Below are 18,089 nucleotides of genomic sequence, written 5' to 3'. Positions count from 1 at the left end.
GTGAGGCCATTAAATTGCTCTAAAAACTTTGTAAACTGTGCTGGGATCATAGACCACCTCCTTAACAACTGTAATTATATACAGTATTGCAACAGTTTACAAAAACATAGCCTTTTAAAAATGTGAATGAATTGTAAAGGAAACAGAGTTAAACAGGCACTCAGAGGTTATTATGATTTCACATTACTTGAGTTGTTAATAGTTGAGTTTCTACAATAATATACAGCGAGTTGGTTTATCTAAAACTCATTTGTTTTATGCTTGAATCGTTGTCCTATCAGCGGTTTAACTTCGAAAAATCACAAGGTTATGTTTAATTTTTTATTACTTTTTTTGTCATAGTGATACATTTTATTTTGTAATATTGGCTAGGAAAAAGGTTAGTTAGAGTAGGTCAAATTTTTTTTGTTTTGTAGGCATGAAGCTGAATTATCGCTCATTCAAATAACAAAATATATTTTGTTATTTGAATGAGCGATAATTTTAGATTTTTAAAATTCAAACGCGCCTTGTTACAGCTCACTCTGGCAATCTAAACGTTATTGTTTGATATACGGATGTATTTTTTTACATACGTATTTGGGTGATGCAAACTTAAATTTTGCCCATCAAAAACGCCAAGCGACTTTGCTTTCAAAGATAGAAACAAGATATTAAAATCATGCCCTTTGTTAAAACAAATCTTTATTAACGGTTATTTGTGCTGAAAATAATTAACTACCGTGTCAGGAAAGTCAGTAAATAGACCATCCACTTTTAAATTTTCAAATAACAGTTGTAGTGTTTGTTGTGTATCTACATTATCTGGCAATGCGTCTTTACGAAAAGTATAAGGGTGAACTTGCAACCCAGCAGTGTGGGCCTGTGAGACATAAGCTGTAGGCAGCATCGTTTCAAGATTAATGAGTTGAGGGACCCATGGTCCAATGCCTTGTGCAACCTTGGCAATTGCTTCTAATCCTGCGGGTGTTTTTAAAACGTTGTAATTGGTAGGTGACTCTAACCAATCGTTTTCACCAATGAGTTGTATGAGTTTAACTTTCACACCTAGATCATTTCTTAACCGCTGGGTTTCAGCAAAATCAAAACACTGAACAAATATGTCCTTATCCGCATCGTCTAATCCATGTTTTCGCAAAACAGCCACAACCAATTGGCTAATGTCCACCCCTTGCTCTTTATGCCACGCGGGAGATTTTATCTCAGGGTAAAAACCGGTAGATTTGTTGAGTTGGCGATTAAGTTGTTGGATCAATTCAATCTGTTCCTCAAAAGTGGCAATGCGAAATGTCCCTGTGCCTTGATATCGATTGGCAAAAACTTGTTTACCTTGCGCATCTTGACGTTCATGTACTGTGAGGGTTTTTAATTCAGCCAAGGTGAAATCTAAAGCGTAATAACGTCCATCTTGACGTTTTCTACTTGGAAATTGTTGTTCTACGTTAGTCACGGTTTCAAGATGAATATCGTGTAATACAACAATTTTTGAATCTTTAGTGACAACTAAATCTTGCTCAATAAAATCAGCGCCTTGGGCATAGGCTAAGGTAACAGATTCAAGAGTATGTTCAGGTAAGTAACCGGGCGCGCCTCTATGGGCAATGACCAAAGGTTTAATAGGTTTAGCAGCAACAACTAAAGGTTCAGGGGGAATCACCTGACAAGAAGAAACCATAATTAGTATTGCTAAAAGGTAGTATTTCATAATATTCACTTTATTTACGTTCAATTAATTCGATAGCATAACCGTCTGGGTCACGCACAAAAGCGATCACTGAGGTACCACCTTTTACCGGACCGGGTTGACGATACACATCGCCACCTTGTTGCTCAATAGATTTACATAAGGCATAGATATCGTCTACTGCAATCGCTATATGACCAAAAGCATCACCCATTTGGTAAGCGCTTTTATCCCAGTTGTAGGTTAGTTCTAATACTGTTGTATCTGACTCGTCACCATATCCTATAAAAGCCAAAGTATATTGATACTGTTTGTTTTCACTTTGTCTTAGTAATTTCATTCCCATTATGTTGGTGTAAAAATCAATCGAAGCTTGAAGGTTACCAACCCGGAGCATCGTATGCAGTAATCGCATATGTATTCCTTTTTTGTTTTAGGAGCTGAATGTAAGTAGTGGATCAGAGCATGATAGAGCAAGAATAGGAACTAAATATGACAAACAGGCGACAATTTTGACCTGTTAAAATAACACTAAAGGTTAGATTTAGCTGCAAGGGGGATATGGTCAGAGGTATGGAGTAAGACTCTGACCAATTCATTTGGCGGTATGATTAACAAGAAAGTTCGGTACCTGCAGCATTTTCGTTTATGCCATTTTTATCACTGTCGGTACTCATTTTAACTCTGCCTTGTAAGGTTACTGACAATGAACGGGCGTACTCAGCATTTCCATCCTTATGGCAAAGTAAAATTTCGGTGCCTAGATTTGCTTCACCGGTTTCGGCAAACTTTATGATATCGGTAGTGTTGGTCATGATACTGTTTGAAGTGGTTGCACCTATAGTAACCAGTAACTCTTCTGTGTTACCTCGGATAGCGTTATCGTCGTCGTCAATGAACACTATTTTAGGGTCATTCCAGTCTGTTGAACATATGGCGAAATCTTTTGATGGGCATACCACTACTTGAGCTTGTTCATCTATTGCATGGTGTCTGGCATACTGGATCAACGAACTAGTTTCATTAATTTCTGCCACAATCCGGTTTTTTATTAAGATACTTTGAATACTTGGCGCAACAAATGCCAAGATTATAGCAATAATGGAAACAGTGACCATTAACTCAACCAGTGTCACACCTTTTTGTAGTTTCACGTTATACACTCCAATAGTTTGTACCAATTACTTATGGCCATTGGCTTTACTTAAGATAAACTATTTTTGAGATTTTAGGGTATGAAATAGTTATCAAAGGTTAGGATTAATATACACATGTTGATAATATTGCACTGTAACGGCCTTCCAAGTTACAACCGCTAGGTAAACATAATGGCGGAATATACCAATATAAATGAATGATTTGACTGGCATGAAATTACCGAGGGAAAAAATGCAAACAATTACAGTGATAGAACAAATGCGGGTTTTACCTAAAATCGATGTTAAATATGAAGTGGAGCGCAGAATCGATTTTATTAAATCTCAACTTACTGGTAGTGGCAGTCATACCTTGGTTTTGGGAATAAGTGGTGGGGTCGATTCTTGTACTTTAGGTCGTTTAGCTCAGCTTGCCGTAAATGAGTTAAACCAGCAGCAAGATAAAAGGTATCAATTTGTAGCCGTAAGATTACCTTATAACGTTCAAGCTGATGAGGTTGATGCTCAAACGTCAATCAATTTTATTCAGCCAAGTCAGCATGTTTCAGTAAATGTACAACCTGGTGCCGACGCCATTGATCAGCAAACACGTTTAGCTCTTGAACAGATTGGTTTACTGCCAAGTAGTGAAACAAAGTGCGACTTTGTAAAAGGTAATGTAAAAGCGCGTACTAGGATGGTAACCCAATACCAAATAGCAGGGTTACTTGATGGTTTAGTTTTAGGCACAGATCATTCTGCCGAAAATATCACGGGTTTTTACACTAAGTATGGCGATGGAGCCTGTGATCTTGCGCCTTTATTTGGTCTTAATAAACGTCAAGTAAGACAAATCGCTGAGTTCTTAGGAGCCCCGCAAAATATTATTCACAAAGCGCCTACTGCAGATTTAGAATCCTTAACACCTCAAAAATCTGATGAACAAGCGTTAGGCATGAGTTATGACCAAATAGATGACTTTTTAGAAGGCAAAGCGGTAGCTGATGACATTGCGGAAAAGTTATTGGCTATTTTTGCCAAGACCCAACATAAACGCGTGCCTATTCCCACAATTTATGACTAGAGTGTCTTGCCGTTAGGCACTCGGCGACAAATGAGAGCTCAACAAACAGTAATCACTTTTAATTAATAAGCCACACTAATTGAGACATTAAATGAAAAAAATAGAAGCTGTAATTAAACCATTTAAAATGGATGATGTTCGAGAAGCACTATCAGAAGTTGGCGTAAATGGCATGACTGTCACCGAGGTAAAAGGTTTTGGTCGGCAAAAAGGTCATACTGAATTATATCGTGGCGCTGAGTATAATGTCGATTTTTTACCTAAGGTAAAGGTCGAGTTGATAGTCGCAAATGAACAAGTAGAACGTTGTATTGAAGCGATTATGAACACAGCACAAACTGGAAAGATAGGCGACGGTAAAGTTTTTGTATATGACGTTGAGCGGGTCATTCGTATTCGTACGGGTGAAGAAAACGAAGAGGCGGTATAATTCAGCTTTGGGTATTGAGTCACAATAAGTTGTTTATCCGAATTACTGGGTAGTTGGTCGTTTATCAACTCTTTTTAGAAATAAACTGAAATAATAAATAGTGCACTTAGGTCTAATGCACTGAAACCAGACAACAGTGTTTAACAATCGAGTTTTGATTGACTAATAATTTTTTGAAGGAAATCTAATATGCAACAAATTAAAAAAACAACTATCGCTACTGCACTTGGTGCAGTTGTTATCGGCTCTCTTGCGTCAGTTAGTGTGCAAGCTAATACTAGTCCGTTTTCTGTACACACTTTAGAATTTGGCTACATGCAGAGTGCTTCAGAAGGCAAATGTGGTGAAGGCAAATGTGGCGGCGACAAAGCTGAAAAAGCAGCCAAAACAATGAAAGAAGGCAAATGTGGCGAAGGCAAGTGTGGTGGAGACAAGGCTGATAAAGCGGCTAAGACCATGAAAGAAGGGAAATGTGGCGAAGGAAAATGCGGTGGAGATAAAGCCAAAAAAGCTGCTAAGTCTATGAAAGAAGGCAAATGTGGCGAAGGCAAATGCGGTGGCGATAAAGCTAAAAAAGCTGCTAAGTCTATGAAAGAAGGCAAATGTGGCGAAGGCAAATGCGGTGGCGATAAAGCTAAAAAAGCGGCTAAGACCATGAAAGAAGGCAAATGCGGCGAAGGCAAATGTGGTGGCGACGTTAAATAACTAACCAAAGTTTAGTGAAATGATAAAGGTCGGTTCGGTCAATAGGTACTGATTCCGGCCTTTCTTTTAGAAAAAAGTCGGGGCGACAAATTTGATGGTGAAAAAACATCTTTCAGGAGTAGGCTTAGGTTTACGTAGAGAAATGCTCAATGAGTTATTGCCTGACATTCCCGCTTCAGTTGATTTCTGGGAAGTGGCGCCCGAAAACTGGATCCCTCTTGGAGGGAAATACCAGAAAAATCTCACCCAATTTACCTCTGCCTGTAATTTTGTTAGCCATGGATTGTCATTGTCTATTGGCGGCCCTGAACCTCTTGATGTTAACTTTGTTAAAAACGTTAAGACCTTTTTAGATACACATCATATTTTGTATTACAGCGAACATCTGAGTTATTGTTCAGGCCAAGGGCATATGTATGATTTGATGCCGATACCGTTTACAGAAGCCGCCGTCAAACATGTAGTTGAGCGCGTTAAACAGGTACAAGACATTATTGAACGACCGTTGTTATTAGAAAACGTGTCTTATTATGCCGCACCTGGACAAGAGATGAGCGAGCAAGAGTTTACTTTGTCGGTGTTAAACGAATCAGGCTGTTTGATGCTGTTAGATGTGAATAATATTTATGTTAATTCAATTAATCATGAATACGATGCCGAGGCATTTTTGGCTGCAATGCCCACCGGAAAAATTGTCTATGGACACATAGCAGGACACTACGACGAAGCTGATGATTTAAAAATTGATACTCATGGTGCAGATGTCATTGAACCTGTATGGCAATTGCTGAAAAAGGCCTATGAAATTCATGGTGTATTTCCCACTTTGTTAGAAAGAGATTTTAATATTCCACCAATTAGTGAATTATTACTGGAAATGGAAAAAATTAGAACTATCCAGCAGCAAGTATCTGCCAAACAACCTAAACTCTTTAGCGCCTAATGACGTCTTTTAAAGAAACCCAACTTGCTTTTATTCAGCATCTTAAAAACCCTCTAGTTAATCCGTTTGATGATGGAATCGAAGACAGGCGGTTAAAAATATATCGAGAATTGTTTTTTAATAATATTTTAGGTTTTCTAAGTTCAGGTTTTCCTGTCTTGGAAAGTTTATATTCTGAGCAACAATGGAAGGTTTTGGCTCGGAAGTTTTTTAGTCAACATGAATGTCGCTCGCCTTACTTTATCGATATTAGTAAGGAATTTGTAGAATTCTTAAGCAACGAATATGAGTTGATTGAATCTGATCCTATATTTATGCGTGAGTTGGCACATTACGAATGGCTTGAGTTAGATTTAAGTGTTCGTAAATCAAATCAAACAATTAAAGTATGGGATGGGCATTCACCGGTAAACCAGGTTCAGATGTCAGACTTAGCAAGTTTGGTAAGTTATCACTATCCTGTGCATCAAGTGAGTACTTATTTTTATCCTACTGAGGCCAGTGAGGTAGTGTATCTAGTGATTTATCGAGATTCCACTGATGAGGTGAATTTTACTTTAGTTAATGGCGTAACTGCACACTTGTTAAACACAGTATTGCAACAGGGAGTGACAAGTATTGAATCTTTAAGTCAGGTAATGATTGAAGCCATGCCGCAACTTGAGAGTCAACAAATCATTGAATCCCTTCAACAGGTATTGCAGCAGTTATTACATCAAGAAATTTTATTTCCTGCAGAAGAATTGGCATCCCCAAACTAGCTTTTAGGGCTATCAATTTATTAAACTTTGGATTAACATCTGCGCCTTCAATTTAGTTGTTTAATTGGGTGTTTACCCCTCAAGTCTGGAGTGCCATGATGCAAGATGATAACAGTACACATGATCCGTTTAGTTGGGGCTACGTATTTCTGGCCTTAGGTGTTCTGCTCGCGTTGCCATTAATGCATGTCATTTTGGGTTGGTTCGTTTATTACCTTTAATTAATATCTGCAACTTACTCTACCTATCTTAGTTTTCAATTACGGGGAAATTCGTGTCCGCCGAATATATTAAATCGGTTATTAAAACCGTTCCTGATTATCCAAAACCAGGGATCATGTTTCGTGACGTGACCTCAGTTTTAGAAGATCATACAGCCTACTCAGCTTCTATCGAAATCTTATTAAAGCATTATGCGCCAATGGGTTTTGACAAAGTAGCGGGTACCGAAGCTCGTGGCTTCTTGTTTGGTGCACCTTTGGCCATAGAATTAGGTATAGGCTTTATTCCTGTGCGTAAGCCCAAAAAACTACCTCGCGAAGTGATAAGCGAAACCTACGAACTTGAGTACGGCACCGATTGTCTAGAAATTCATAAAGACGCGGTAAAGCCCGGCGAAAAAGTATTGATGTTGGATGACTTGTTAGCAACAGGTGGCACTATGATCGCCACTGCTAACCTGATCAGGCGTCTTGGCGGTGTTGTCGAACACGCTGGTTTTGTGATTTCTTTACCTGAACTCGGTGGAGAGCAAAAACTCAACGATTATGGTGTCACTAGTTTTTCTATTTGTGAATTCGATGGCGAGTAATTAATTAAATGGGTTATCAAGTATTAGCAAGAAAATGGCGGCCTAATCGTTTTGGCGAGTTAGTTGGTCAAGAACATGTTGTCACCGCCATTTCTAATGCACTTGATAATGATAGATTACACCACGCTTATTTGTTTACCGGTACCCGGGGCGTGGGTAAAACGACCATTGCGCGTATTTTTTCCAAAAGTTTAAACTGTGAACAAGGTTTGAGTTCTAAACCTTGTGGTCAATGCAGCACCTGTAAAGAAATCGAAAATGGCAACTTTATCGATTTACTTGAAATAGATGCGGCGTCTCGTACCAAAGTAGAAGACACCCGAGAGTTATTAGATAACGTTCAGTACAAACCTAGCCGTGGCCGTTACAAGGTTTATCTGATAGATGAAGTGCACATGTTGTCCAAGCACAGCTTTAATGCTTTGTTGAAAACTCTTGAGGAGCCACCACCTCATGTTAAGTTTTTATTAGCGACTACTGATCCTCAAAAACTACCTGTTACGATTTTATCCCGTTGTTTACAATTTAATCTAAAGGCTTTGTCTCGCACACAAATTAGCCAGCAATTGGATTTTATACTTGGTGAAGAAGGGATTCAGTCTGATAAAGAAGCGCTAAGTCAATTAGCTAGAGCGGCGCAAGGCAGTATGCGTGATGCACTTAGCTTGACAGATCAAGCTATTGCTCAGGGGAATGGCGTTGTTGGCTTACAAATAGTCACTGATATGCTGGGACTGATGGATAAAAACCAAGTACTGAAATTGGTTCATGCCGTGGTTCAAAAAGACAGCCTAAAAGTCATGCAACAAGTCGAACTGATGTCTATTCAAGCCCCTGACTATGGCTTAGTATTGGCTGAAATTATGAGTTTGTTGCATCAAATTGCATTAACCCAGTTTGTTCCTGATGCTTGTAAATTAGAAACCATTTCTGCCAGAGCGATTTTTCAGCTGGCTAAATCAGTACCAGTTGAACAAATTCAATTGCTTTATCAAATTGCCTTAACAGGTAAAAAAGACTTACCTCATGCGGCAGATGCCAGAACAGGGTTAGAAATGACCTTGTTACGTATGTTGGCTTTTAGTCCGAGTAATTTGAAGTTAGATGCGCTGGATATTGCGGCTAAAACACCAGATGTCGAAGTTGCTATCCCTCAATCTGTTAGTCAAACGCAAAACGCTGATGTTGCAGCTCCGGTGGTGGAAACTCCAGTGGCGCATGTGACTGATGATTTGGTCAATCAAAGTGAAGCTGCTGTTGAGCATTCGAGTCCAGAAAATTCACCCGTTGAAGTGAATGAGGAAAGTCAGCCATCATCTCATCAAATAATGAGTGCTGAGCCTGAACAACATCAAGATGAATCCCACGCAGTTGGCCAATCAGAGTCGACAGATGAAAGTTTAGTTGCTCAGCAACAAGATATTATGCAACAGGCTGAAGACTTTGGTCATCAACCAATTGATTATGATCAATACCAACCTGTTTCTATGGAAGAGCAATCGGCTGAAGCATTTTCTGGTGATTACCCCTCAGCCAATTTTGAAAATACGCATGTCGAAAATGACGCTATGCACCCCCGTGAAATACCGCAGGCTGCTACTCAGCAACAAGTTGATGCACAACCTAGTACTTCTACTGCAGATTTAATTGCACTACGTAATAAACTTAAGCAAAGCCAACGTGATGAGGGGGAAGGGGCTGAACAGGTAAAAAAGTCTGATAGTGCCGCGCCATTTGATTTAGCTTCGATCCGCAAACAAAACCAAGAAGCTGAGAATAAGCCCGCTGAGGAAAATAACTCAAATCAAAAACCTCTTATTCCAGCAGTGAATCATTCTGAACCGTCAGTCACTCCCGTTAATGCAGAGCCTATGGTAAATACTGTACCGCCATGGTCAGTCGATAATGGTTCTCAAATCACGCCGGTGGTCAGCCCGTTCTCTGCTGAAAAAATCATTGAAGAAGCAGATATTTTTGACTCTTCCGCGCATTTGGATGAAGAAAATGTGGGTGATGTCACTCTTGAGATATCTGCATTTTTGCCTGACCAACAAAAAGTGATAAAGGCATTGCAAGTCGATGATTGGAGTAAGTTAATCGAAGACATGCAAGTTACGGCTTTAACTAAACAATTAGCCTTGCACTCTGCTTATAACCGACAAGGTGATACTGTCAAGCTAACGCTTTTAGAGACCAAGTCACATCTTATTTCAGATACCGCGCAGCAACAGCTAAAGGAAGCCCTTTGTTTAGCACTAGAAGGTGCTATTGGACTTGAAATTGAACTAGGACAACCCATAAATACTCCTTATGCGTTGCAACTTAAAGTCAATCAAGTGCGCAAAGAATACGCCTGTGAAGTGGTCAAAAATGATCCTGGCATTCAATTGTTGCAACAACAATTTGCAGCCAAAGTTGACGAACAAAGTATTCAGGCTAGATAACCTGTAACACAGTTAATATTTATTTAAGACATAGAGAGACAAATTATGATGAAAGGTGGAATGGGTAACATGATGAAGCAAGCGCAACAAATGCAAGAGCGCATGCAAAAAAATCAAGAAGAGTTAGCCAATACAGAAGTTACAGGAGAAGCCGGTGCCGGTTTGGTTAAAGTTACTATGACGTGTAACCATGCAGTACGCCGGGTTGATATCGATCCAAGTCTGATGGAAGAAGACAAAGAAATGATCGAAGATTTGGTAGCTGCAGCCTTCAATGATGGCGCAAGACGTGTGCAAGAAACCACGAAAGAAAAAATGGCTGATGTGACTGGTGGTATGCCTTTACCTCCTGGTTTTAAAATGCCTTTCTAATGTTTTAAGCTACGAGCAAATAGCGACAAGAACAAGTAATAAAAAACGTAGGTGATGGATGCAATTTAGCCCCTTAATTAAAGAATTAATTGATGCCTTTAAGATCTTGCCAGGTGTTGGGCCTAAAAGTGCTCAACGTATGGCGTTTCATCTTTTAGAGCGCAACCGTCATGGGGCGTTGCAGTTAAGTCATGTATTACACAATGCAATGGAACACGTAAAGCATTGTGAGCAGTGCCGTACTTTTTGTGAAAATAAATTGTGTGAAATTTGTGCCAATCCCAAGCGTCAAGAAAACCAAATATTATGTGTGGTCGAATCGCCACAAGACATGTTGGCAATTGAACAAACCTCAGAGTTTAAGGGTCGTTACTTTGTGTTGATGGGGCATTTGTCACCTATAGATGGAATTGGTCCTGCAGATATTGGTTTAGAGCAATTATCCCAAATATTTGAAAATGACGAAATCAAAGAAGTGATTTTGGCAACAAACCCAACAGTAGAGGGCGAAGCGACTGCACATTACATCGCACAAATGTGTAAGACCCAAAATATTCAAGCTAGTCGTATAGCTCACGGAGTCCCTGTTGGTGGCGAACTCGAGTTTATTGATGGCAACACCTTAACCCATGCGTTTTCGGGGCGTAGAAATTTAGTTTAGCTGAAATACTGCAAACCTAGTTCAGCTAAGTGAGTTAATTTCTACACATCGCTTTAACCAATAAAATCCGCTACTTTTTGCAACACTTCGGGTGACTGCATTATTTTTCGATGTCCGAGTCCTTTAGTCGCATAAAACTCCCCATGTGCAATAGTGTGTTTATATCGACTCGCACCAGTAAACGGCACCTCAAGATCATCTTCGTCGTGGATCACCAATAAAGGCTTATCAAGGTTTGCCACCCTAGACGCCAAGTTAAGCGTTGAAAACGGTAATTCTACTTCTTCCTCTGCTTTTTGCAGAAACATATTTAGGGCATTTCCGCGTAAGTCAATAAACAAAGCAAATGCCCTCACTAAGTTTTCAAAATCACTTGGGCCAGCAATGGATATGACTTTATTCACATTTAAGTTTGCCAGTGTAGCATAAACGGCTGTGCCGCCGCCCATCGAATGTCCAACAATAGCGTGAAAATCACCAAAGTGTTGTTGGGCGGCAAAAATTGCCTTAACGAATTTATGAGGGTGGCTGCGTATGCCATCACTCAAACCGTGAGCTGGTGCATTTAACGCGATTAATTGATATTGACTAGACAAATAGGGAAGAAACACCGCCATTTGACTGGCTCGACCTTCCCAGCCATGCATCAGTAGAATTGGTTTGCCTTCGCCCCAGACTAAACAATTAATACCTCCTTCTAAGGTAATGCTCTTGGCCGATTTTAGCGCATCAGTTTCCCATGTTTTACTTGGGTGTTTTTTAGGCATAAAGAACATGTCCAACGCTTTCTTTGCAGCTTTTTGAGGAGCAACAACACTTAGCGTGCGCATATAAAAATGCAATAAAGTGAAACCTAATTTATTCATGAGCATTGTCCACTTGTAATAAGTTATTGATTGATTTTTCACAGCTATCAAAGACCAATTGATCACCATTGACCCTAGCAGTCAGCAACGCGCCTTGTAACATGGCAAAAACAGTTACCGCTACATCTCTAGCAGGTGTTTGATTTTGCAAGAAGATTGATTGGTCATAACCCTTTTGAATGACAGACGTTATAAACTCGATGTGGGTTTGATATAAGGCTTTAATTGCTTCCTTGACCGCATCAGTTTGGGCAGGCCAAGAAGTAATAAAACTCACACCTGGGCATAAATTTTGTAATGACGAAATGTGTACAGAAAACAATTTTATATAACTGCCTAATTGTTTATCAGGCTTCTGCAGAGCAATGCTCGTAAAATACTTTCCTAGTTTAGTATTGGCATCTTCAATTACCCCAAGAGCTAATTTTTCTTTAGAGGAAAAGTGATAATAAACACTGGCCTTTTTTATGCCTACTCGGTCGGCTAACATCTGAAAAGATAAAGCACTGAACGCCTCTTTTTGTACAATGTCTAATGCTTCGTTAATGAGTAATTGTTTGGTCATAAAGGTATTTACTTGTGTTATTCACTGAAAATCAATTCACCTACCTTACGTATGGTAGGTTGTGATTGCAAGTGAATTTATTCCTTTGAGAAGTGGAGTGTGGCGAATTAATTTGATTTTATCGGTTGCGTTTCCTGCCTGTAGAACATTGCCGTTCATTATTTTTTGACATGATTTTTTTCTACAAACCATTAGAGTAATGGTTTGATGACTATTGTTTATTTTCAAGAGTGGCGATATTGATCGCCATGAACTTAGGCATTACTCTAGAGATTAGGATAATGCTTATTGTCTTATCAAATGCAGTCACAGAGATAAAATATGAAGAATGAAATAGACAGTAAGTTTGTGTTATCAGTATTTGAGAAAATGCGTCAACATGGCGAAAAACAACAAGAGAACTACGTTTTAGGCGGGGTAGAGGCATTTACCGACTTCGACGGTTACACTCTGTTCATTGAAGACGCCTTAGTGAAGTTACGTTTTGGTTTTCACAACCAATATGATTTTGAATATGCAAAAGAAGAACACTTCGAACAGTTTATTAAAAAAATGTCTGCGATAGAGCAAAACTATTAAAGTAAACAGCTGAAAGGCTTATGCTGCATCCATAACTCTTGCTGAAACTACTAAAATAAACTACTGTGTAAAAAAACATGAAGATGATTTTTAATGCGCCTTTTTATTGCCGAAAAACCTAGTTTAGGTCGTGCTATCGCCGAGGTCTTACCCAAGCCACATAAAAAGGGCGATGGTTATATTAGTGCGGCCAATGGCGATACTGTGAGCTGGTGCATCGGGCATTTACTCGAACAACAACAACCAGAGGCTTACGATCCTGCTTTTAAAAAGTGGAGTCATGAACATTTGCCGATTATTCCCCAGCAGTGGCAACTCGGGGTTAAAAAACAAACAGCTAAACAATTAGGGGTGCTGCGTAAGTTAGTTAAACAAGCTGATCAGTTGGTGCATGCCGGCGATCCCGACCGTGAAGGTCAATTGTTGGTAGATGAAGTGATTAACTTTTTTGGTGTCACAGGGACTAAGAAAAGCACTATTCAACGCTGTTTAATCAGTGATTTAAACCCTTCTGCGGTGAAACAATCACTGAACAATTTACGTAGTAACCGAGAGTTTATTCCATTATCCACTTCTGCTTTGGCTCGCTCTCGCGCTGATTGGTTGTATGGGATCAACTTAACTCGCGCTTATACTTTGCAAGGTCAAAAAGCAGGGTATAACGGGGTGTTGTCGGTAGGGCGTGTGCAAACACCCTTGTTGGGCTTGGTTGTTCGCCGTGATAAAGCCATTGCTGATTTTGTGAGTAAGGCTTTTTATGAAGTATGGGCGAGTTTAGAAACAGACCAAGGGCAAGGTTTTAAAGCAAAGTGGCAACCCAGCGAACAGTGTGCAAAGTTTTTAGACGAGCAGGGGCGTAATTTGTCACAGGCGTTGGCGCAAAATGTCGTTAAGCGCGTCAGTGGGCAACCAGCACAAGTCAAAAACCTAAAACGTGAACACAAGAAACAAGCCCCTCCATTACCTTATAATTTGTCATCTTTGCAAATAGATGCCAGTAAAGCGTTTGGCATGAGTGCCCAACAAGTGCTGGATATCTGCCAAGGTTTGTATGAGCGTCATAAATTAATCACTTACCCTCGTTCAGATTGCCGATATTTACCTATGAGTCACTTTGTGCAGGCCAAAGAGGTACATGCCGCTGTGATGGCTAATAGCCAACATTTGGGCCAGCAGGGGAAATTGTTAAGTCAAACTCAGATTGATTTTAGCCGCAAATCAAAAGCGTGGAACGATAAAAAAGTGGATGCTCATCATGGCATCATTCCCACCCAAAAAGTCAGCAATAATTTGTCTGGTAACGATGCCAAAGTGTATGGCTTGATATGCAGAAATTATGTGGCGCAATTTTTAGCACAGCATGAATTATATGCTGTAAGGGTTGACGTCGAAATTGCTTCTGGTTTATTTGTCGCAGTAGCAAAAGAGTTAATTGCACAAGGTTGGAAGTGCATTTTTGTGCGCCCAGTAAAAAATAGTAATCAAGATAACAACAATCAATATAACAACAGTGAAGTGCAGCAAATGTTACCTAGCTTAGAAAATGGGCAAATGCTTAAATCCTTACAAGCTGAAGTATTAGAAAAAAACACCTCGCCACCCAAAGCTTATACAGACGCTACTTTATTAGCTGCTATGACAGGTATAAGTAGCCATGTGAACGATCCACAGCTACGCAAAATTCTGCGTGAAACTGATGGTTTAGGTACTGAAGCCACCCGAGCTGGGATTATCGAGTTACTCTTTTCTAGAGGGTTTTTGTCTCGCTCAGGTAAAACGATTACGTCCACAGTGACAGGCCGGGGGTTAGTTGAAGCATTACCAGATGTCGCTACCTATCCAGATATGACAGCTCGCTGGGAAGCTGAGCTATCTGCTATCAGTGAAGGCAGAAGTCTGTACAAAAAATTGATGGGGCCACTCGAAGCACAACTTAAAGATTTGGTTACGCAAAGTCTAAGTGTGTTGCCTCAGGGATTGTCTGGTTTAGGCAAAAAAAGTTTTGCAAAAAAGCGAAAAGGTAACTCAAAAAGAAAGTTTTCGCTTAAACAGCAAACTAGCTAAACATCAGGTGGATAGGTGTTATAAGAAATTGCTAAGCTCCATTCGTTGCCTAAGTGAGTGTGCTGGAATTCAATTACTGGAGTCTGTTTATCAGTTTAATAGAAACAAATTAGTGAATTGTCCTTGAAAACAAACTAACCAACCTCATCTCCTATTCATCATTTTAGTAACCACAACTTAGGAGACACTTGGCTATGGCTGAAGCAGCCCATCAAGAAACTCATGGATTTCAAACCGAAGTAAAACAATTACTTCAACTGATGATCCATTCGCTTTACTCGAACAAAGAAATTTTCTTACGTGAATTAGTCTCTAATGCGGCTGATGCTGCAGATAAATTGCGCTTTAAAGCCCTGTCTAATGACAGCTTGTATGAAGGCGACGGGGATCTACACGTTAAGCTTAGTATCGATAAAGAAGCTGGCACTATTACCATTGCCGACAACGGTATTGGTATGAATAAAACCGACGTGATTGAACACCTTGGTACTATCGCTAAGTCTGGTACCAAAGAATTCTTTGGTAAATTGTCTGGTGACGATGCTAAAGATTCGCAACTTATTGGTCAGTTTGGTGTGGGTTTTTATTCTGCATTCATCGTTGCTGATAACGTCACAGTGCGCACACGTGCTGCGGGTGATGACAAGGCACAAGGCGTGCAATGGCAGTCAGCCGGAGAGGGTGAGTTTACTATTGCCGATATCGAAAAAGCTGAACGCGGCACTGAAATTACTTTACATTTAAAAGATGATGAAAAAGAATTTTTAGATGATTGGCGTTTACGTTCAATCGTTAGTAAATACTCTGACCACATCAGTATTCCTGTGAAAATGTTCAAAGAAGAAGAGCCTGAGCGTGACGGTCCTAAAGGCCCTGATGGTGAAGAGAGCGAGAAGATCGCTGCAGTGCCAGCATTTTGGGAAGCAGTGAACAAAGCGACTGCGCTTTGGACTCGTGATAAATCTGACGTCAGCGAAGACGAATACAAAGAATTCTATAAACACATTTCTCACGACTTTAGTGATCCCATGACGTGGTCGCATAATAAAGTTGAAGGTAAAACGGAATACACCAGCTTGTTATATATCCCAAGCAAAGCACCGTTTGATATGTGGAACCGTGATCACAAACACGGACTTAAGCTTTATGTTCAACGTGTATTCATTATGGATGACGCAGAACAAATGTTGCCTACCTACCTTCGCTTTGTGAAAGGTTTGTTGGACTCAAATGATTTGCCGCTGAATGTGTCTCGTGAAATTTTGCAAGACAACAAAGTCACCCAAGCAATGCGTCAAGGCTGCACTAAACGTGTGTTACAGATGCTTGAAAAAATTGCGAAGAATGATCCTGAAAAGTATCAAGCATTTTGGGCTGAGTTTGGTAATGCATTAAAAGAAGGTCCAGCTGAAGATCAAGCCAATAAAGAAAAAGTGGCTGGTTTGATGCGTTTTTCTTCTACTCATACAGATTCTGAAGCGCAAACGGTTTCTCTTGCTGACTACATAAGTCGCATGCAAGAAAAACAAGAAAAAATTTACTACATCACTGCAGACAACTATAAAGCGGCTAAATCTAGCCCACATTTAGAAATCTTCCGTAAGAAAGGCATCGAAGTGTTGTTAATGGCTGACCGCGTTGATGAGTGGCTAATGTCTCACCTAACAGATTTTGATGAGAAGTCTTTCCAATCTATTACCCATGGTGCATTGGATTTAGGTGATTTAGACGACGAAGAGAGCAAAAAAGCCCTAGAAGAAGCAGAAAAACAAGTTGAAGGTTTAGCTGAGCGTGTAAAAACGGCCTTAGGTGACAAAGTGAAAGAGGTTAAATTCACTCATCGATTAACTGATTCCCCAGCGTGTATCGTGGCTGATGAACAGGGTATGACGACTCAAATGATCAAGTTGATGCAAGCTGCAGGTCAACCAGTACCTGAAGCGCAGTATCACTTTGAACTGAATCCTGAACATCAATTGGTTAAGTTATTGGCTGATGTGCAAGATGAAGAGCAGTTTTCTCAATGGACTGGGGTGTTGTTTGACCAAGCTTCATTGTCAGAACAGGGTAGTTTGAAAGACCCTGCTAGCTTTGTGCAAAACTTGAACAAGCTACTAGTAAGCTTAGCCAAATAGGCCCATTAAGGCTTACACTAAGATAATAAAAACGGGCTTAGATGCCCGTTTTTGATTTAACGGCTTAAAAGTTTATTTAATACGACCTATGTCTTATATTTAAAGCCTTAATACTGTTGTAACTTTAAAGTTGAATGTGTAAAGTTGCGGCTTTACTTTTTTAAAGCAAATTATTAATCAGAGGACACAGCATGCGCATTATTCTTCTTGGTGCTCCTGGTGCAGGTAAGGGGACTCAAGCCCAATTTTTAATGGGTAAGTTCGGGATCCCACAAATATCTACTGGAGACATGTTACGCGCAGCGATAAAAGCTGGCACAGAGCTCGGTATAGCTGCAAAACGCGTAATGGATGAAGGTAAACTCGTTTCTGACGAATTGATTATTGGTTTGGTGAAAGAGCGTATAAGCCAAGCAGATTGTGCAAAAGGTTTTCTGCTCGACGGTTTTCCTCGCACTATTCCACAAGCTGACGCAATGCAAGACGCAGGAATAAAAATCGATCATGTCATCGAATTTGATGTGGGCGACGAAGTTATTGTTGAACGTATGAGCGGTCGCAGAGTACATCCTGGTTCCGGTAGAGTTTATCATCTTCGCTATAATCCGCCGAAGGTTGAAGGAAAAGATGATGAAACAGGTGATGACTTAGCTATTCGCCCGGACGATGAAGAACAGACTGTACGTAAACGTCTTGGTATTTATCATGAGCAAACTAAACCATTAGTTAATTATTATACTCAGTTGGCTGCTAAAGGTGACTGTGCATATCATAAGATGGATGGCACCCAAGCTGTTCAACTTGTCAGCAGTCAGTTAGAGACATTGTTGAGTTAATTAAACTTTACTT

General features: G+C 40.0%; 19 protein-coding genes. 14 read left to right on the top strand and 5 right to left on the bottom strand.

What is annotated here, in order from left to right; genetic code table 11:
- Positions 1 to 694: 694 nt before the first annotated feature.
- The 3 genes from glpQ to QZ488_RS13060 all read right to left on the bottom strand — a co-directional run bounded on the left by glpQ (position 695) and on the right by QZ488_RS13060 (position 2,838).
- Positions 695 to 1,675 carry a glycerophosphodiester phosphodiesterase gene (gene glpQ / locus QZ488_RS13070; protein WP_293749370.1) on the bottom strand — a complete coding sequence of 327 codons (981 nt, stop codon included), beginning with the start codon at positions 1,673 to 1,675 and terminating at the stop codon, positions 695 to 697.
- Between the two features lie 40 nt (positions 1,676 to 1,715).
- Entirely contained in the window at positions 1,716 to 2,099 is a 384-nt protein-coding gene (gene gloA, locus QZ488_RS13065; protein WP_293749366.1) for a lactoylglutathione lyase, read from the bottom strand.
- Between the two features lie 196 nt (positions 2,100 to 2,295).
- Entirely contained in the window at positions 2,296 to 2,838 is a 543-nt protein-coding gene (locus QZ488_RS13060) for a GspH/FimT family pseudopilin (protein ID WP_293749364.1), read from the bottom strand.
- Between the two features lie 235 nt (positions 2,839 to 3,073).
- Between QZ488_RS13060 and nadE the strand changes: the two genes are divergently transcribed.
- From nadE to recR, 10 genes are all read left to right on the top strand, one after another.
- Positions 3,074 to 3,904, top strand: coding sequence for an ammonia-dependent NAD(+) synthetase (nadE, locus tag QZ488_RS13055; protein WP_293749363.1), 831 nt, complete (start codon positions 3,074 to 3,076; stop codon positions 3,902 to 3,904).
- Positions 3,905 to 3,995: 91 nt separating this feature from the next.
- Positions 3,996 to 4,334 (top strand): nitrogen regulatory protein P-II, encoded by a 339-nt coding sequence (gene glnB / locus QZ488_RS13050; protein ID WP_293749361.1) that lies wholly within the window; start codon positions 3,996 to 3,998, stop codon positions 4,332 to 4,334.
- 189 nt (positions 4,335 to 4,523) lie between these two features.
- Positions 4,524 to 5,039, top strand: coding sequence for a hypothetical protein (locus QZ488_RS13045; protein WP_293749359.1), 516 nt, complete (start codon positions 4,524 to 4,526; stop codon positions 5,037 to 5,039).
- 94 nt (positions 5,040 to 5,133) lie between these two features.
- Positions 5,134 to 5,982, top strand: a complete 849-nt coding sequence (locus tag QZ488_RS13040; protein WP_293749357.1) for a DUF692 domain-containing protein — start codon at positions 5,134 to 5,136, stop codon at positions 5,980 to 5,982.
- A complete protein-coding gene (locus tag QZ488_RS13035; protein ID WP_293749355.1) occupies positions 5,982 to 6,743 on the top strand; it encodes a putative DNA-binding domain-containing protein in 762 nt (253 codons plus the stop codon). The genes QZ488_RS13040 and QZ488_RS13035 overlap by 1 nt, the downstream gene beginning before the upstream one ends.
- A gap of 95 nt (positions 6,744 to 6,838) precedes the next feature.
- Positions 6,839 to 6,964 (top strand): hypothetical protein, encoded by a 126-nt coding sequence (locus QZ488_RS13030; RefSeq protein ID WP_293749372.1) that lies wholly within the window; start codon positions 6,839 to 6,841, stop codon positions 6,962 to 6,964.
- Positions 6,965 to 7,017: 53 nt separating this feature from the next.
- On the top strand, positions 7,018 to 7,554 hold the full coding sequence (gene apt / locus QZ488_RS13025) for an adenine phosphoribosyltransferase (RefSeq protein ID WP_293749353.1): 537 nt from the start codon (positions 7,018 to 7,020) through the stop codon (positions 7,552 to 7,554).
- An 8-nt stretch (positions 7,555 to 7,562) separates the two neighbouring features.
- Positions 7,563 to 9,998, top strand: a complete 2,436-nt coding sequence (gene dnaX / locus QZ488_RS13020; RefSeq protein ID WP_293749351.1) for a DNA polymerase III subunit gamma/tau — start codon at positions 7,563 to 7,565, stop codon at positions 9,996 to 9,998.
- A 42-nt stretch (positions 9,999 to 10,040) separates the two neighbouring features.
- Entirely contained in the window at positions 10,041 to 10,370 is a 330-nt protein-coding gene (locus tag QZ488_RS13015) for a YbaB/EbfC family nucleoid-associated protein (protein WP_293749368.1), read from the top strand.
- 58 nt (positions 10,371 to 10,428) lie between these two features.
- Positions 10,429 to 11,031 (top strand): recombination mediator RecR, encoded by a 603-nt coding sequence (recR, locus tag QZ488_RS13010; protein WP_293749349.1) that lies wholly within the window; start codon positions 10,429 to 10,431, stop codon positions 11,029 to 11,031.
- 53 nt (positions 11,032 to 11,084) lie between these two features.
- Here the strand turns inward: recR and QZ488_RS13005 are convergent, their stop codons facing one another.
- Both QZ488_RS13005 and QZ488_RS13000 read right to left on the bottom strand, forming a co-directional pair.
- The gene (locus tag QZ488_RS13005) at positions 11,085 to 11,897 is read right to left on the bottom strand and encodes an alpha/beta hydrolase (RefSeq protein WP_293749347.1); all 813 of its coding nucleotides are present in this window, start codon (positions 11,895 to 11,897) and stop codon (positions 11,085 to 11,087) included.
- On the bottom strand, positions 11,890 to 12,462 hold the full coding sequence (locus QZ488_RS13000) for a TetR/AcrR family transcriptional regulator (protein WP_293749345.1): 573 nt from the start codon (positions 12,460 to 12,462) through the stop codon (positions 11,890 to 11,892). The genes QZ488_RS13005 and QZ488_RS13000 overlap by 8 nt, the downstream gene beginning before the upstream one ends.
- A 321-nt stretch (positions 12,463 to 12,783) precedes the next feature.
- Between QZ488_RS13000 and QZ488_RS12995 the strand changes: the two genes are divergently transcribed.
- From QZ488_RS12995 to adk, 4 genes are all read left to right on the top strand, one after another.
- Entirely contained in the window at positions 12,784 to 13,041 is a 258-nt protein-coding gene (locus tag QZ488_RS12995; RefSeq protein WP_293749343.1) for a DUF3081 domain-containing protein, read from the top strand.
- Between the two features lie 93 nt (positions 13,042 to 13,134).
- Positions 13,135 to 15,105: a DNA topoisomerase III gene (locus QZ488_RS12990; protein WP_293749341.1), complete on the top strand. Its 1,971-nt coding sequence runs from the start codon at positions 13,135 to 13,137 to the stop codon at positions 15,103 to 15,105.
- 194 nt (positions 15,106 to 15,299) lie between these two features.
- Entirely contained in the window at positions 15,300 to 17,240 is a 1,941-nt protein-coding gene (gene htpG / locus QZ488_RS12985) for a molecular chaperone HtpG (RefSeq protein WP_293749339.1), read from the top strand.
- A 191-nt stretch (positions 17,241 to 17,431) separates the two neighbouring features.
- The gene (gene adk / locus QZ488_RS12980; protein WP_293749337.1) at positions 17,432 to 18,076 is read left to right on the top strand and encodes an adenylate kinase; all 645 of its coding nucleotides are present in this window, start codon (positions 17,432 to 17,434) and stop codon (positions 18,074 to 18,076) included.
- Positions 18,077 to 18,089 lie beyond the last annotated feature (13 nt).

Source organism: uncultured Paraglaciecola sp. (assembly GCF_913020055.1).
Lineage (GTDB): Bacteria > Pseudomonadota > Gammaproteobacteria > Enterobacterales > Alteromonadaceae > Paraglaciecola.
The sequence above is the reverse complement of the archived record's forward strand: the minus strand, read 5'-3'. Positions and strand labels throughout refer to the sequence as shown.

Bases quoted from the DNA above. Each gene is read 5' to 3' on its own strand.
- QZ488_RS12995 (WP_293749343.1), top strand. From the start codon at position 12,784: ATGAAGAATGAAATAGACAGTAAGTTTGTGTTATCAGTATTTGAGAAA.
- QZ488_RS12990 (WP_293749341.1), top strand. From the start codon at position 13,135: ATGCGCCTTTTTATTGCCGAAAAACCTAGTTTAGGTCGTGCTATCGCC.
- glpQ (WP_293749370.1), bottom strand. From the start codon at position 1,675: ATGGTTTCTTCTTGTCAGGTGATTCCCCCTGAACCTTTAGTTGTTGCT.
- recR (WP_293749349.1), top strand. From the start codon at position 10,429: ATGCAATTTAGCCCCTTAATTAAAGAATTAATTGATGCCTTTAAGATC.
- QZ488_RS13040 (WP_293749357.1), top strand. From the start codon at position 5,134: ATGGTGAAAAAACATCTTTCAGGAGTAGGCTTAGGTTTACGTAGAGAA.
- nadE (WP_293749363.1), top strand. From the start codon at position 3,074: ATGCAAACAATTACAGTGATAGAACAAATGCGGGTTTTACCTAAAATC.
- QZ488_RS13000 (WP_293749345.1), bottom strand. From the start codon at position 12,462: ATGACCAAACAATTACTCATTAACGAAGCATTAGACATTGTACAAAAA.
- htpG (WP_293749339.1), top strand. From the start codon at position 15,300: ATGGCTGAAGCAGCCCATCAAGAAACTCATGGATTTCAAACCGAAGTA.
- adk (WP_293749337.1), top strand. From the start codon at position 17,432: ATGCGCATTATTCTTCTTGGTGCTCCTGGTGCAGGTAAGGGGACTCAA.
- QZ488_RS13035 (WP_293749355.1), top strand. From the start codon at position 5,982: ATGACGTCTTTTAAAGAAACCCAACTTGCTTTTATTCAGCATCTTAAA.
- gloA (WP_293749366.1), bottom strand. From the start codon at position 2,099: ATGCGATTACTGCATACGATGCTCCGGGTTGGTAACCTTCAAGCTTCG.
- glnB (WP_293749361.1), top strand. From the start codon at position 3,996: ATGAAAAAAATAGAAGCTGTAATTAAACCATTTAAAATGGATGATGTT.
- QZ488_RS13005 (WP_293749347.1), bottom strand. From the start codon at position 11,897: ATGAATAAATTAGGTTTCACTTTATTGCATTTTTATATGCGCACGCTA.
- dnaX (WP_293749351.1), top strand. From the start codon at position 7,563: ATGGGTTATCAAGTATTAGCAAGAAAATGGCGGCCTAATCGTTTTGGC.
- QZ488_RS13030 (WP_293749372.1), top strand. From the start codon at position 6,839: ATGATGCAAGATGATAACAGTACACATGATCCGTTTAGTTGGGGCTAC.
- QZ488_RS13045 (WP_293749359.1), top strand. From the start codon at position 4,524: ATGCAACAAATTAAAAAAACAACTATCGCTACTGCACTTGGTGCAGTT.